The sequence below is a fragment of the Klebsiella sp. D5A genome (assembly GCF_001620885.1).
Taxonomy (GTDB): Bacteria; Pseudomonadota; Gammaproteobacteria; order Enterobacterales; family Enterobacteriaceae; genus Klebsiella; species Klebsiella variicola.
In genome coordinates this window covers 144,921-158,110 of sequence record NZ_LOAR01000005.1, presented here as the reverse complement: position 1 = coordinate 158,110, position 13,190 = coordinate 144,921, and the positions used below count along the sequence as shown (strand labels likewise).

Genomic DNA, 13,190 nt, shown 5'->3' with positions numbered 1-13,190 from the left:
AGCGCGATGGCCAGAAAAATTATTGTCGTTACCGCTGCGTATGGTAATGACCATGTTAAATCCTTAGGCGGCCAGGCCGCTGTCCTGCCGTTCATCGCCGACGCCGGTGCGGACGGTGTCGAAATCCGCCGCGAGCTGTGCAGCGCGGAAGAGCTCAACGCTCTGCCGTCGCTGGCGGCCACCATTGAGCGCCACGGCCTGCTGGCCTGCTACTCCGCGCCGCAGGCGCTGTTCGCCGATAACGGCGAGCTCAACCCGGAACTCCCGGCGCTGCTCGCGGAAGCGCAAACCCTTAACGCCCTGTGGCTAAAGCTCTCCCTTGGCCATTTCCTTCACAATCAGCAGTTGGATGAGCTGCGCGAGATCCTCCGCGACAGCGGCATGGCGTTGGTGGTAGAGAATGACCAGACCGACTGCGGCCAGCTGGCGCCGATGCAGCGCTTCAAAGCCGCCTGCAGGGTCCATCAGTTGCCGGTCACCTTAACGTTTGATATGGGCAACTGGCTGTGGGTCGGCGACTCGCCGGAAGAGGCGGCACGCCACCTTGCGCCGGCGGTCAGCTATATTCATGTGAAAGCGGCGGAGCCTCATCATGAGAAATTCCGCGCGGTACCGCCGGATCAGGCCGCCGATCGCTGGCTGGCCCTGCTCGATAATCTTCCTGCCGACGCGCCGCGTGGAATCGAGTTCCCGCTGACTGGCCATGACCTGACGGCCGTGACCCGCCGCTACGTCAACCTGTTACGCGAGGATTAAGCCGTGGAAAATTTAGATGTCATCACCATCGGCGAAGCCATGGCCATGTTTGTCGCCACCGAAACCGGCGATCTGGCCGAGGTGGAGCATTTCATGAAGCGTGTCGCCGGCGCCGAACTGAACGTCGCCACCGGCCTGGCGCGCCTGGGTCTGAAGGTCGGCTGGGTCAGCCGCGTCGGCAACGACAGCTTTGGCCGCTTCGTACTGCAATCGCTGGCGAAAGAGGGGATCGATAGCCACGCTGTCGCCATCGACAACCGCTTCGCTACCGGTTTCCAGATGAAATCGAAAGTCGAAAATGGAACCGATCCCATTGTGGAGTATTTCCGCAAAGGCTCTGCCGCCAGCCATCTGTCGCCGGACGATTTTCGCGCCGACTACTTCACCAGCGCCCGCCATCTGCACCTGAGCGGCGTGGCCGCCGCGCTCTCTGAAAGCTCATATGCGCTGCTGGAGCATGCGGCGAAGGTGATGAAAGCCGAGGGAAAAACCCTCTCTTTCGACCCTAATCTGCGCCCGGTGCTGTGGAAAAGCGAAGCCGAGATGGTGGAGAAACTCAACCGTCTCGCCTTCCAGGCTGACTGGGTTTTGCCAGGCTTAAAAGAGGGCGTGATTCTCACCGGCCAGCAGACCCCGGAAGGGATCGCCGATTTTTATCTCTCCCGCGGCGTCAAGGCGGTAGTCATTAAAACCGGCTGCGACGGCGCCTGGTTCAAGAGCGCCAGCGGCGAACAGGGAACGGTTGATGCCATTAAAGTCGAAAACGTCGTCGATACCGTCGGCGCCGGCGACGGCTTTGCCGTCGGGGTGATTAGCGCCCTGCTGGAAGGCAAAACCCTGCTTCAGGCGGTGAACCGTGGCAATAAAATCGGTTCGCTGGCGATTCAGGTCCAGGGCGACAGCGAGGGGCTCCCCACCCGCGATGCGCTGGGCGAATAACATTTATACGCAACAATAACAGCCGTCCTGTACCCTACCTGCAGCGCGGCACAGCAGCGTCCGTTTCGACGGACGGATGTCACCTCATTGACAGAGGCAAGCCTATGAATAGCTCAACAAATGCAACGAAACGCTGGTGGTACATCATGCCTATCGTGTTTATCACGTATAGCCTGGCGTACCTCGACCGTGCCAACTTCAGCTTCGCCTCCGCGGCAGGCATTACCGAAGACCTGGGCATCACCAAGGGGATCTCCTCCCTGCTGGGGGCCCTGTTCTTCCTCGGCTACTTCTTCTTCCAGATCCCCGGCGCTATCTATGCGGAGCGCCGCAGCGTTCGCAAACTGATCTTTATCTGCCTGATCCTCTGGGGCGGCTGCGCCTCGCTGACCGGTGTTGTGCATAATATCCCGGCGCTGGCGGCCATTCGCTTTATCCTCGGCGTCGTCGAAGCGGCGGTGATGCCGGCGATGCTGATCTATATCAGCAACTGGTTCACCAAATCAGAGCGCTCTCGCGCCAACACCTTCCTGATCCTCGGTAACCCGGTGACGGTCCTGTGGATGTCGGTGGTCTCCGGCTACCTGATTCAGGCCTTCGGCTGGCGGGAAATGTTCATCATCGAAGGGGTGCCGGCAGTGATCTGGGCCTTCTGCTGGTGGGTGCTGGTAAAAGACAAACCGTCGCAGGTTAACTGGCTGGCGGAGAGTGAAAAAGCCGCGCTGCAGGAACAACTGGATCGTGAACAGCAGGGCATCAAAGCGGTGCGTAACTATGGCGAAGCCTTCCGCTCCCGCAACGTGATCCTGCTCTGCGCGCAGTACTTTGCCTGGAGTATCGGCGTGTACGGTTTTGTACTGTGGCTGCCGTCGATTATCCGCAGCGGCGGTGAAAATATGGGGATGGTGGAAGTGGGCTGGCTCTCTTCTGTTCCCTATCTGGCGGCGACTATCGCCATGATCGTGGTCTCCTGGGCGTCCGATAAAATGCAGAACCGTAAGCTGTTCGTCTGGCCGCTGCTGCTGATTGGCGGACTGGCCTTCATCGGCTCCTGGGCGGTCGGCGCCAACCACTTCTGGGTGTCTTATACCCTGCTGGTGGTGGCCGGTGCGGCAATGTATGCGCCTTACGGCCCCTTCTTCGCTATTATTCCGGAAATGCTGCCGCGTAACGTCGCCGGAGGCGCCATGGCGCTGATCAACAGTATGGGCGCTCTGGGCTCCTTCTGCGGCTCGTGGTTTGTCGGCTACCTGAACGGTGCCACCGGCAGCCCCGCAGCCTCCTATATTTTTATGGGGGTGGCGCTTTTCGCCTCAGTATTGCTGACTTTGATTGTTAAGCCTGCTAATAATCAAAACATTCCGCTTGGCGCTCACCACGCCTGAACTATTTCTACTACGGAGATTCGCATGAAGCCGTCTGTCATTCTCTATAAAACGCTTCCCGACGACCTGCTACAGCGCCTGGAGGAGCACTTTTCCGTCACTCAGGTAAAAAACCTGCGGCCGGAGACCGTTTCGCAGCACGCAGAGGCCTTCGCCCAGGCCGAAGGTCTCCTGGGCTCCAGTGAAAAGGTTGACGCCGCGCTGCTGGAGAAGATGCCGAAGCTGCGTGCGACCTCTACCGTTTCCGTTGGCTATGACAACTTTGACGTCGAGGCGCTGAACGCTCGCCGGGTGCTGCTGATGCATACCCCGACCGTACTGACCGAGACCGTCGCCGATACGGTCATGGCGCTGGTGCTGAGCACCGCGCGCCGGGTAGTGGAAGTGGCGGAGCGCGTCAAAGCGGGCGAGTGGACGAAGAGCATTGGCCCGGACTGGTTCGGCTGCGACGTGCACCATAAAACCTTAGGTATCGTCGGCATGGGCCGCATCGGTATGGCGCTGGCGCAGCGCGCCCACTTCGGGTTCGGCATGCCGATCCTGTATAACGCGCGCCGCCAGCATCCGCAGGCGGAAGATCGCTTCAACGCCCGCTATTGCGATCTCGATACCCTGCTGCAGGAAGCCGATTTCGTCTGCTTGATCCTGCCCCTGAGCGAAGAGACCCATCATCTGTTCGGTCAGGCGCAGTTTGCCAAAATGAAATCTTCCGCCATCTTCATTAACGCCGGACGTGGCCCGGTGGTGGACGAGCAGGCGCTGATCGCTGCTCTGCAGGCGGGTGAAATTCATGCTGCCGGCCTTGATGTCTTCGAACACGAACCGCTGGCAAAAGACTCGCCGCTGTTAACCCTACCAAACGTTGTCGCGCTGCCGCATATCGGCTCTGCCACCCATGAGACGCGCTACAACATGGCGGCCTGCGCGGTGGACAACCTGATCGATGCCCTGAACGGTAATGTAGAGAAAAACTGCGTTAACCCGCAGGTCAAATAAGCCATAAAAAAACCCGGGTAGCGGCGGCAATCGCCCTCCCCGGGTTCTTTTTGCATCTTATCCATCATCCTGCTCGTTCGCCGCAGCCAACGTCAGCCAGATGAGACATTAACGGGTGGCGTTCACCGCTGCCGTCCATGCCTGATTAAACGCCTGATGCTGCGCCGCCAGCGGCCCAATCAGCGCATTGTACTGGCTGGCCTGCTGCGAGGTGGGGAACTGAATGCCGTTGGCCACAAAGCTCACCTGGGTCCCCTGCTGAGCGACAAAATCCCCCACCTGAACCAGCTGCTGGGTAAAGATTTGCGCGGCCGGGATCAGCGGCTGCAGCGCGTCAGCTGGCGCGGTCACCACCTTGGCGTAAACCTGATCGAAGACCGGCTTAAGATCGTCAGCCTGCTTCAGAGCGCTATGCGCGGCATCGGCCTGCATTTTCGCATTCTGCAACTGCTGGCTGAGCACGCCCAGCGCGCCGTTCGCCTGACGCAGCGGCTCACGCTGGGTCATATAGTCCTGCGGGACGCGGATAGCATTGACGCTGTCCACCACCGGGCGCAGACCAGCGTCCATCGCCTGGCTCACCTGCTGCGAGTAACCGTAGATCACCGCGTAGTCAGAGACAAAAGGCCCAAACTGTTTTTTCTGATCGGCGGTCAGCGTCGGCAGACGTTCACCGCTACGCATCGCCGTATTCTGCAGGAAGTCGATAAACGCTTTGCGCTGATCGCCTTCTTTATCAAAACACCCACTCAGGCTAACCACCATCAATAAGGCCGCCATAGCCGCAAACCAGCGAGAGCAGGACTTTCCTGTCGCCATTTTTTTACTCCTTTCAGCCAAAAAAAGCGCACAACGACACACACGTGCCAGACGCTGACAAGGATAGTCCAGCTCGGCCTCGCAGGATACCCTTTACTGCTAATCTTACGCAGGAAAAACGCCATTTCGCACGCCATCGTCGCGGTGTAGAACGTCTGTTATGCACATCACAAATATAGTCATCACATTCTGCGAGCGAAGTTTATATAACCATCTGATTTTTATGGCACTAAAAAAGTTTCCGTACGACGTGGCGTCCTAAAACGGACGATAATCGCACGCTTTGGCGCACGCCTGCATTGCCTGCCCCCCACTTCAATGATTTGATGAATGAGCGATTAACGGCGATACGTTCGATTATCGCACAAATCAAACTCAATGACGCGAGGACGACGATAAAAACAGACCTCTGTCCCTCGCTCAGTCTGCCAGGAAAGCCGTATGACTAAGACAACCATCGACATTCAGGCCTTTATCAACGAGCACCCCTTCACCCGCTACCAGTGGATGATCCTTGCGCTCTGCTTTATCACCGTCGCGATGGACGGATTCGACACCGCGATCATCGGATTTATCGCCTCCGACCTGGTACAGGAATGGGGCGTGGAAAAATCGGCGCTCGGCCCGGTGATGAGCGCCGCGCTGGTGGGCCTGGCGGTCGGCGCCTTAACCGCGGGGCCGCTGGCTGACCGCATCGGCCGCAAAAAAGTGCTGATTATGTCGATCGTGGTGTTCGGCGGATTCAGCCTGCTTACCGCCTTCGCCACCAGCCTTAATCAGCTGACGCTGCTGCGTTTCCTGACCGGTCTCGGGCTCGGCGCGGCGATGCCGAATGCGGCCACCCTGATGAGCGAATATGCGCCGGAGCGCCGTCGGGCGCTGCTGGTGAACCTGATGTTCGTCGGCTTTCCGATGGGATCATCGCTGGGCGGCTTTTTATCCGCCTGGATGATCCCGCACTATGGCTGGCAGAGCGTGCTGGTGCTGGGCGGCGTGATGCCCCTCCTGCTGGCCGTAGCGTTAATTTTTCTGCTGCCGGAGTCTGCCCGCTATCTGGTGGTGAAGCAGCAGCCGGCGAAGCGCATTGCCGCCATCCTGAAACGCATTGCGCCGCTGCCGGAGGTGGTGGAATTTGAGCTGCGCGAAGCAGGCCAGGTGAAAGAGAAATCGGCCATCGGCGTCATTTTCTCCCCACGCTACGCGGTGGGTACCGTGATGTTGTGCCTGACCTACTTTATGGGCCTGCTGATTTTCTACCTCCTGACCAGCTGGCTGCCGCTGCTGATCCGCGAAACCGGCGCCTCGATGAGTCAGGCCTCCATCATCACCGCCCTGTTCCCGCTGGGCGGCGGGATTGGCGTACTGATCCTTGGCGCCCTGATGGACAAGATCAATCCCAACAAGGTGGTGGCCGTCGGCTGGTTGCTGACCGGCGTTTGCGTCTGCCTGGTGGGTTTCTCCACCAGCAGCCTGGTGCTGATGGGGGTGATGGTGTTTATCGCCGGTAGTATTATGAATGGCGCGCAGTCGTCGATGCCCGCGCTGGCGGCAGGCTTCTACCCGACGCAGGGGCGCGCCACCGGCGTCGCCTGGATGCTGGGTATCGGCCGCTTCGGCGGGATCCTCGGCGCGTTCAGCGGCGCCTTCCTGATGCAGGCGCAGCTCTCCTTTGAAACCATCTTCACTCTGCTGGCCATCCCGGCGTTCCTGTCAGCCCTCGCGCTGCTGATCAAATACCGGGTCAGTAAATCCGCGCCGGCGACGAAAGACGACGCGAGAGGTCTGCAGAAAGCCTGATTGTTAAGCCGGCGGCCCGCGCCGGCTTTGCCGCTTTTTTCTTATCCGTTTACAAAAATTTTCGAAGCCATCTCATCGCGTTAGTAATCATTCTCTTAGGCTCCACTGCCGTTTGGCTGCCGGGGCCGATTCGATAGCCTGTTGGCAAATAATCACGGACGTTACCATCCGCTGCACGATTTTCTGACTATTCTTAAAGAGCTTTATAAAAAATCTCTTCCGCTGTGTGATAAAAGGAGTTCTCAATGGAATATAAAGATCCCGTGTTTGAACTGCTGAGCAGCCTGGAACACATCGTATTTAAGGATGATAATCAGAAACTTACCTCAAACCGTAAGTCCACTGTGTTTAGTGAATTTGAGCAGCTGCGTAAAGGCACTGGACTTAAGATTGACGACTTTGCCAACGTCATGGGCGTGAGCGTCGCCATGGTAAGAGAGTGGGAGTCGAGACGGGTTAGACCGTCTCCCACCGAGCTGAAATTGATGCGCCTGATTCAGGCCAATCCACAGCTTTCACGACAGTTACTCGATTAATCCAGCGCGCAGCGGCATGGGTCAGTAAGGGGGCTTTTGCCGCTGCACCGTAAAAAAAAGTTTGCTATCAGGTGCTGAACGTGCGTTAATGCTCGCAGGTTTGATGTACAGACCACAGAGCAGTCGAATAGAGCAGTCCTTCTAAGGTTATCCAAAGATACCCCCGTAGTGAACTTTCCCTTTATCGCTTTAAATCTGTAGTCCAGACCGCTACGCCGCAAGGCTCACTTATTTTTTTAAAGGTAATTCACTATGTCCGGTAAAATGACTGGTATCGTAAAATGGTTCAACGCTGACAAAGGTTTCGGCTTCATCACTCCTGACGATGGCTCTAAAGACGTGTTCGTACACTTCTCTGCTATCCAGAACGATGGCTACAAATCCCTGGACGAAGGTCAGAAAGTTTCCTTCACCATCGAAAGCGGCGCTAAAGGCCCGGCAGCTGGCAACGTAACTTCTCTGTAAGTTCAAGCCGCTAAGAATCGAGAATCCCTGCCTGATGGCGGGGATTTTTTTTATCTGCCGCCAACAGCCGCCAGCATACGATGGCGGCTGTTGGGCATTCAGAGCAGGGAAAAGTGCCAGCCCGTCTCCCGCCACGCCAGGCTATGGGTCAGCTTCAGACCGTGTAAAAAAGCCTCATCATGTGACACCACCAGCATCGCGCCTGGAAACGCCGCCAGCGCGCTTTCAATAGCCTGTGTCGATGCTAAATCGAGATGGTTGGTCGGCTCATCCAGCAAAAGCAGCTGAGCGGGATCGCGTCGCCAGAGCACGCACGCCAGGGCCGCTTTCAGACGCTCGCCGCCGCTGAGCGTCGCCAGCGGCAGAGTGACCTTATCCGCGCCAAGCTGGAGCTGCGCCAGACGGGTGCGCAGAAGGCCCTCATCCAGCGGGGTATCGTCCAGGCTCAGGTGCGCCATGACCGATAACGACAGATCCAGCTGCGTCAGATGTTGATCCAGATAAGCCGCGCTCACCGACAGCCGGACATCGCCTGAGACGGCCTGCTCCAGCCCCAGCAGCGTTTTCAGCAAAGTGGTTTTGCCACAGCCGTTCGGTCCCTTTAGCGCAATACGCATCGGACCATCCATACGCCAGTCCAGCGGCGCAGCGGGTGAATGGGCGAGCTGCAATGCTTCCACCACCAGAACCTGCTTGCCGGCGGCCACTTCGCTACCCGGCAGGGTGAACATCACCGGATTGTCGTCTTCTACCCGCTCCCGTGCCTGCTGCACGGCGGCATTCAGACTGCTGTTCTGTTCACGATGCTGACGGCGCAGCGTTCCCGGGCGCTCTTTTGCCGCACCTTTGTACTTCACACGTTCAAACGAGGCGATATTTAGCGTATCAACGGTCCGCAGCGTCTGAGCCGAGCGCCGCTGCGCGGCGTCATGCTCCTTTTGCATTCGCGCGCGGGTGCGCCGTCGCTCGGTCACAGCATGCTCCAGCGCCGCGCGCGCAGCCTGCTGCTCCGCCATACGCTGGCGCTGATATTCATCATAGTTGCCGCCGTAGCTGCGCAGCGCCGTCGGCGTCAGCTCAATAATCCTCGGCATCCGCGTCAGTAACTCGCGGTCGTGGCTGGCGATCAGAGCCCCACCCTGCCAGCTTTCCAGTTGGTGATAGAGCCACTCCCGCCCCTGGCGGTCCAGATGGTTGGTGGGCTCATCCAGCAGCAGATAATCGGCGCCGGAGACAAAGGCGCCGCACAGCAGAGCCTTCATCCGCTCGCCGCCGCTGAGTGAAAAAGCGGGACGATCGGCAGAGAACGGCGGGAGATCGGCTTCACGGAAAGCTAAACTCAGGCGATCGGGGAGATCCCAGTGGCCATCCAATAGATCGAAATCGGCAGCCAGCACTTGACCCTGTTCAAGGCGAGACAAGGCATCAAATATCGGCGCATAGCCCAGCAGCGCCGCGAGGGTCATCTCTGGCGTGACGTTCGGCTGCTGCGCCACCCAGGCAATGGAAGCCGCGCGTTCAATATGACCGTCGGCGGGGGAATCCAGACCGGCCAGCAGACGTAGCAGACACGTCTTGCCGACGCCGTTCCGGCCGACCAGGCCGCAAAGCGACGATTCCAGCGATAAATTCAGCGGACCAAATAGCGTATCTCCCGTCGCAAACTGACAGGTGACCTGATGTAAAACAAAAGCGGGGATATGGGCGCAATGAGCCATAAGCACTCCTGAATGAAATCAATACTCCCCTACCCGCAACATCTGCGAGGTAAGGCGTGAAATTCATCAGTCGTGTTTGTTCATTTGTGAGGCGCGCTCCGGTGAGACGAGGAATTCGTCGGGACATAGGATAGCCACACTCCGGTATGCGTTGCAAGCCTGTTTTATTCAACGATCGTGTAAAAATAAAAAGGCCTCCTGATATCAGGAGGCAAATGATTTATTTGGTGAACAATGAAAGGGTGCATTGAGAATGCCTGACACTGCAAGCATGGTGGGGATAGATCCCCACCAGATGCTCTTACTGTTTAATATCACAGGCTAAGAATGCCACCAGCTCAATATTTCCCTGCCTGAGCTGTAATTCACATAGCGAATCACGAACCATCCAGGTCAATAATAAAATAGTGAAGCAAATCACTACTAAGCCAAACAACAGATACTTTTGCGGCATTCCTCGCCTCCAGTGTTGATTTTCAACAAGTAAGAGGCTACTCTTATGGTGTTCATGCATAGGGGAGCCTCACTTTGATTACTATCAGGTGGGGCTTTTCTCTGTCTATCTCCCGCTGAATACCTGAGACACACAGTCTCAAGCACCCGCCGCCATTCTAGCGTAAATACCTCACGGAATTATGTTTATATATTCCTAAAACATTTCTTATCGATGAATGTAAATAATGGAGATATCAATGACAGAATTATTAACGGTTCATCTATTTATATTTCCCGTATAAAAAAACCTGCCCTGAGGCAGGTCTTTTATTATTACCGATACGCTTACTGCAGCAGAGAAATATCCGCGACCTGCAGGAACAGTTCACGCAGTTTGGACAGCAGCGTCAGACGGTTGATGCGAACATCTTTGTCTTCAGCGTTAACCATCACGTTCTCGAAGAATTCATCCACCGGCTCGCGCAGCGCAGCCAGCTCAATCAGCGCATCCTGATAACGGCCTGCGGCGAAATACGGCTGCAGTTTGTCGCGCAGCACCACCAGATTGCCCGCCAGCTTGATTTCCGCCGCTTCTTTCAGCACTGAAGCGTGAACGATGTCGTTCAGCGTCTCGTCGGATTTCGCGAGGATGTTGGAGACACGTTTGTTTGCCGCCGCCAGCGCGGAGGACTCTTCCAGGGTACGGAAGTGCGATACGGCTTTCATGCGCGCATCAAAATCCGCCGGGCGGGTTGGACGACGCGCCAGTACCGCCTGGATCGTGTCGACGCCGTAACCTTCGTCCTGATACCAGGCGCGGAAGCGGCCCAGCATAAAGTCGATCACATCATCAACCACGTTGGCGTTGGTCAGCTTCTCACCGTACAGACGCACCGCTTCTTCGGTCAGCGTTTGCAGATCGAGATTCAGGTTCTTCTCAACGATGATACGCAGCACGCCCAGCGCGGCGCGGCGCAGCGCAAACGGGTCTTTATCGCCTTTCGGATGCTGCCCGATACCAAAGATACCCGCCAGGGTGTCCATCTTATCGGCAATCGCCACCGCGCAGGCCACCGGGTTAGACGGCAGCGCGTCGCCGGCAAAGCGCGGCTGATACTGCTCGTTCAGCGCCACGGCCACGTCTTCCGCTTCGCCGTCATGGCGCGCGTAGTGCATCCCCATCACGCCCTGGGTGTCGGTGAACTCGAAGACCATGTTGGTCATCAGGTCGCACTTGGACAGCAGGCCCGCGCGGGTCGCATGGTTCACATCAGCGCCAATCTGCCCGGCAATCCAGCCCGCCAGCGCCTGGATGCGATCGGTCTTGTCGCGCAGGGTCCCAAGTTGCTGTTGGAACAGCACGGTTTCCAGACGCGGCAGGTTATCTTCCAGACGTTTTTTACGGTCGGTGTTGAAGAAGAATTCAGCATCGGCCAGACGCGGACGAACCACCTTCTCGTTACCGGAGATGATCTGCTGCGGATCTTTGGACTCGATGTTGGCTACGAAGATAAAGTTCGGCAGCAGTTTGCCGGCATTGTCGTAGACCGGGAAGTACTTCTGGTCGCCCTTCATGGTGTAAACCAGCGCTTCGGACGGCACCGCGAGGAATTTTTCTTCGAACTTCGCCGTCAGCACCACCGGCCATTCCACCAGCGAGGTGACTTCTTCCAGCAGGCTTTCGCTCAGATCGGCTTGACCGCCAATCTTACGCGCCGCTTCTTCCGCATCGGCTTTGATTTTGGCTTTACGCTGTTCGTAATCGGCGATGACTTTACCGCGCTCCAGCAGGATCTGCGGGTACTGGTCGGCATGATCGATAGTGAACTCCGGCTCACCCATAAAGCGATGCCCGCGAATCACGCGATCGGACGGAATACCGAGGATAGTGGCCGGGATCACTTTGTCACCCAGCAGCAAAGTCACCGTGTGAACCGGACGCACGAAGTGGACGTCAGACGCGCCCCAGCGCATCAGTTTCGGGATCGGCAGCTTCGCCAGCGAGCTGGCAATCATGTTCGGCAGCAGCGCTTCAGTGCTTTCGCCCTTTACATGGGCGCGATACAGCAGCCACTCGCCTTTGTCGGTGGTCAGACGTTCGGCCTGATCGACGGTGATACCGCAGCCGCGCGCCCAGCCTTCGGCCGCTTTGCTTGGCTTGCCTTCGGCATCGAACGCCTGGGCAATAGCCGGGCCGCGTTTTTCCACTTCGCGATCGGCTTGCGCCGCCGCGAGGTTGGCTACCTTCAGCGCCAGACGACGCGGGGCGGCAAACCATTCCACTTTACCGTGTGCGAGGCCGGCATTATCCAGCTCCGCGGTCACGTTCGCAGCAAAAGATTCCGCCAGGCTGCGCAGCGCTTTTGGTGGCAGCTCTTCAGTGCCGATTTCCACCAGAAAAGTATTCTCAGACATGGCCGCCTCTTATTTATTCTTGTTGCACATCGGGAAGCCGAGCGCTTCACGGGAAGCGTAGTACGCTTCCGCCACTGCTTTAGTCAGGGTGCGAATGCGCAGAATATAGCGCTGACGCTCGGTGACGGAGATGGCTTTACGCGCATCCAGCAGGTTAAAGCTGTGAGCCGCTTTCAAAATACGTTCATAGGCCGGCAGCGGCAGCGGGGTCTCCAGCGCCAGCAGCTGCTGGGCCTCTTTCTCATACTGCTCAAAGCAGGAGAACAGGAAGTCGACGTCGGCGTATTCGAAGTTATAGGTGGACTGCTCCACTTCATTCTGGTGGAACACGTCGCCGTAAGTGGTTTTACCCAGCGGGCCATCGCTCCAGACCAGGTCATAAACGCTGTCCACGCCCTGGATGTACATCGCCAGACGCTCCAGACCGTAGGTGATCTCGCCGGTCACCGGCTTACACTCGAGGCCGCCCACCTGCTGGAAGTAGGTGAACTGCGTCACTTCCATGCCGTTGAGCCACACTTCCCAGCCCAGACCCCAGGCGCCCAGCGTCGGGTTTTCCCAGTTGTCTTCGACAAAACGAATATCGTGAATGGTCGGGTCCATACCCAGCTCTTTCAGCGATCCGAGGTACAGCTCCTGAATGTTGTCCGGCGAGGGCTTAATCACCACCTGGAACTGATAGTAGTGCTGTAAACGGTTCGGGTTTTCGCCATAGCGGCCATCGGTTGGACGACGGGAAGGCTGCACGTAGGCGGTCGCCATTGGCTCCGGCCCTAACGCGCGCAGGCAGGTCATCGGGTGAGAGGTGCCGGCGCCGACTTCCATGTCCAGTGGTTGAACAATGGTGCAGCCCTGACGAGCCCAGTAATCCTGTAAGGTCAGGATCAGGCCCTGGAAGGTCCTGGTATCAAACTTTTGCATATGATTTC

Annotated in this window: 12 protein-coding genes; 7 read left to right on the top strand and 5 right to left on the bottom strand. The window is 57.6% G+C overall.

The features are described from left to right. Nucleotides 1-6 precede the first annotated feature (6 nt). The 4 genes from AS136_RS08715 (at nt 7) to ghrB (ending at nt 4,076) form a co-directional block, all read left to right on the top strand. Complete coding sequence (locus tag AS136_RS08715) at nt 7-756, top strand: sugar phosphate isomerase/epimerase family protein (protein WP_008806890.1); 750 nt, start codon at nt 7-9, stop codon at nt 754-756. A gap of 3 nt (nt 757-759) precedes the next feature. After that, a complete protein-coding gene (locus AS136_RS08710; RefSeq protein WP_008806889.1) occupies nt 760-1,695 on the top strand; it encodes a sugar kinase in 936 nt (311 codons plus the stop codon). Nucleotides 1,696-1,799: 104 nt separating this feature from the next. Beyond that, nucleotides 1,800-3,080: an MFS transporter gene (locus tag AS136_RS08705; RefSeq protein WP_008806888.1), complete on the top strand. Its 1,281-nt coding sequence runs from the start codon at nt 1,800-1,802 to the stop codon at nt 3,078-3,080. Nucleotides 3,081-3,104: 24 nt separating this feature from the next. Next, on the top strand, nt 3,105-4,076 hold the full coding sequence (gene ghrB / locus AS136_RS08700; RefSeq protein WP_022064583.1) for a glyoxylate/hydroxypyruvate reductase GhrB: 972 nt from the start codon (nt 3,105-3,107) through the stop codon (nt 4,074-4,076). Between the two features lie 108 nt (nt 4,077-4,184). Here ghrB and AS136_RS08695 read toward each other — a convergent pair whose 3' ends face one another. Next, nucleotides 4,185-4,895, bottom strand: coding sequence for a DUF3053 domain-containing protein (locus AS136_RS08695; RefSeq protein WP_012540337.1), 711 nt, complete (start codon nt 4,893-4,895; stop codon nt 4,185-4,187). A gap of 441 nt (nt 4,896-5,336) precedes the next feature. Between AS136_RS08695 and AS136_RS08690 the strand changes: the two genes are divergently transcribed. The 3 genes from AS136_RS08690 to cspE all read left to right on the top strand — a co-directional run bounded on the left by AS136_RS08690 (nt 5,337) and on the right by cspE (nt 7,693). After that, nucleotides 5,337-6,692, top strand: coding sequence for an MFS transporter (locus tag AS136_RS08690; RefSeq protein WP_023323379.1), 1,356 nt, complete (start codon nt 5,337-5,339; stop codon nt 6,690-6,692). 245 nt (nt 6,693-6,937) lie between these two features. Then, nucleotides 6,938-7,228, top strand: a complete 291-nt coding sequence (locus AS136_RS08685; protein WP_002921931.1) for an HTH-type transcriptional regulator — start codon at nt 6,938-6,940, stop codon at nt 7,226-7,228. A gap of 252 nt (nt 7,229-7,480) precedes the next feature. Next, entirely contained in the window at nt 7,481-7,693 is a 213-nt protein-coding gene (gene cspE / locus AS136_RS08680; protein WP_000014594.1) for a transcription antiterminator/RNA stability regulator CspE, read from the top strand. A gap of 98 nt (nt 7,694-7,791) precedes the next feature. On the opposite strand, the gene AS136_RS08675 is transcribed toward cspE, so the two are convergent. The 4 genes from AS136_RS08675 to glyQ all read right to left on the bottom strand — a co-directional run bounded on the left by AS136_RS08675 (nt 7,792) and on the right by glyQ (nt 13,182). After that, nucleotides 7,792-9,411, bottom strand: a complete 1,620-nt coding sequence (locus AS136_RS08675) for an ATP-binding cassette domain-containing protein (protein WP_023323380.1) — start codon at nt 9,409-9,411, stop codon at nt 7,792-7,794. A gap of 301 nt (nt 9,412-9,712) precedes the next feature. After that, complete coding sequence (gene hokA, locus AS136_RS08670; RefSeq protein WP_012967075.1) at nt 9,713-9,865, bottom strand: type I toxin-antitoxin system toxin HokA; 153 nt, start codon at nt 9,863-9,865, stop codon at nt 9,713-9,715. A 326-nt stretch (nt 9,866-10,191) separates the two neighbouring features. After that, entirely contained in the window at nt 10,192-12,261 is a 2,070-nt protein-coding gene (gene glyS / locus AS136_RS08665) for a glycine--tRNA ligase subunit beta (RefSeq protein ID WP_012967074.1), read from the bottom strand. A gap of 9 nt (nt 12,262-12,270) precedes the next feature. Next, nucleotides 12,271-13,182 carry a glycine--tRNA ligase subunit alpha gene (gene glyQ, locus AS136_RS08660; protein ID WP_004205014.1) on the bottom strand — a complete coding sequence of 304 codons (912 nt, stop codon included), beginning with the start codon at nt 13,180-13,182 and terminating at the stop codon, nt 12,271-12,273. Between the last annotated feature and the right edge of the window lie 8 nt (nt 13,183-13,190).

What these genes read in the sequence shown, in the direction of transcription:
- AS136_RS08715 (WP_008806890.1), top strand. Translation starts at nt 7, where the DNA reads ATGGCCAGAAAAATTATTGTCGTTACCGCTGCGTATGGTAATGACCAT.
- AS136_RS08705 (WP_008806888.1), top strand. Translation starts at nt 1,800, where the DNA reads ATGAATAGCTCAACAAATGCAACGAAACGCTGGTGGTACATCATGCCT.
- ghrB (WP_022064583.1), top strand. Translation starts at nt 3,105, where the DNA reads ATGAAGCCGTCTGTCATTCTCTATAAAACGCTTCCCGACGACCTGCTA.
- AS136_RS08695 (WP_012540337.1), bottom strand. Translation starts at nt 4,895, where the DNA reads ATGGCGACAGGAAAGTCCTGCTCTCGCTGGTTTGCGGCTATGGCGGCC.
- AS136_RS08690 (WP_023323379.1), top strand. Translation starts at nt 5,337, where the DNA reads ATGACTAAGACAACCATCGACATTCAGGCCTTTATCAACGAGCACCCC.
- AS136_RS08685 (WP_002921931.1), top strand. Translation starts at nt 6,938, where the DNA reads ATGGAATATAAAGATCCCGTGTTTGAACTGCTGAGCAGCCTGGAACAC.
- cspE (WP_000014594.1), top strand. Translation starts at nt 7,481, where the DNA reads ATGTCCGGTAAAATGACTGGTATCGTAAAATGGTTCAACGCTGACAAA.
- AS136_RS08675 (WP_023323380.1), bottom strand. Translation starts at nt 9,411, where the DNA reads ATGGCTCATTGCGCCCATATCCCCGCTTTTGTTTTACATCAGGTCACC.
- hokA (WP_012967075.1), bottom strand. Translation starts at nt 9,865, where the DNA reads ATGCCGCAAAAGTATCTGTTGTTTGGCTTAGTAGTGATTTGCTTCACT.
- glyS (WP_012967074.1), bottom strand. Translation starts at nt 12,261, where the DNA reads ATGTCTGAGAATACTTTTCTGGTGGAAATCGGCACTGAAGAGCTGCCA.
- glyQ (WP_004205014.1), bottom strand. Translation starts at nt 13,182, where the DNA reads ATGCAAAAGTTTGATACCAGGACCTTCCAGGGCCTGATCCTGACCTTA.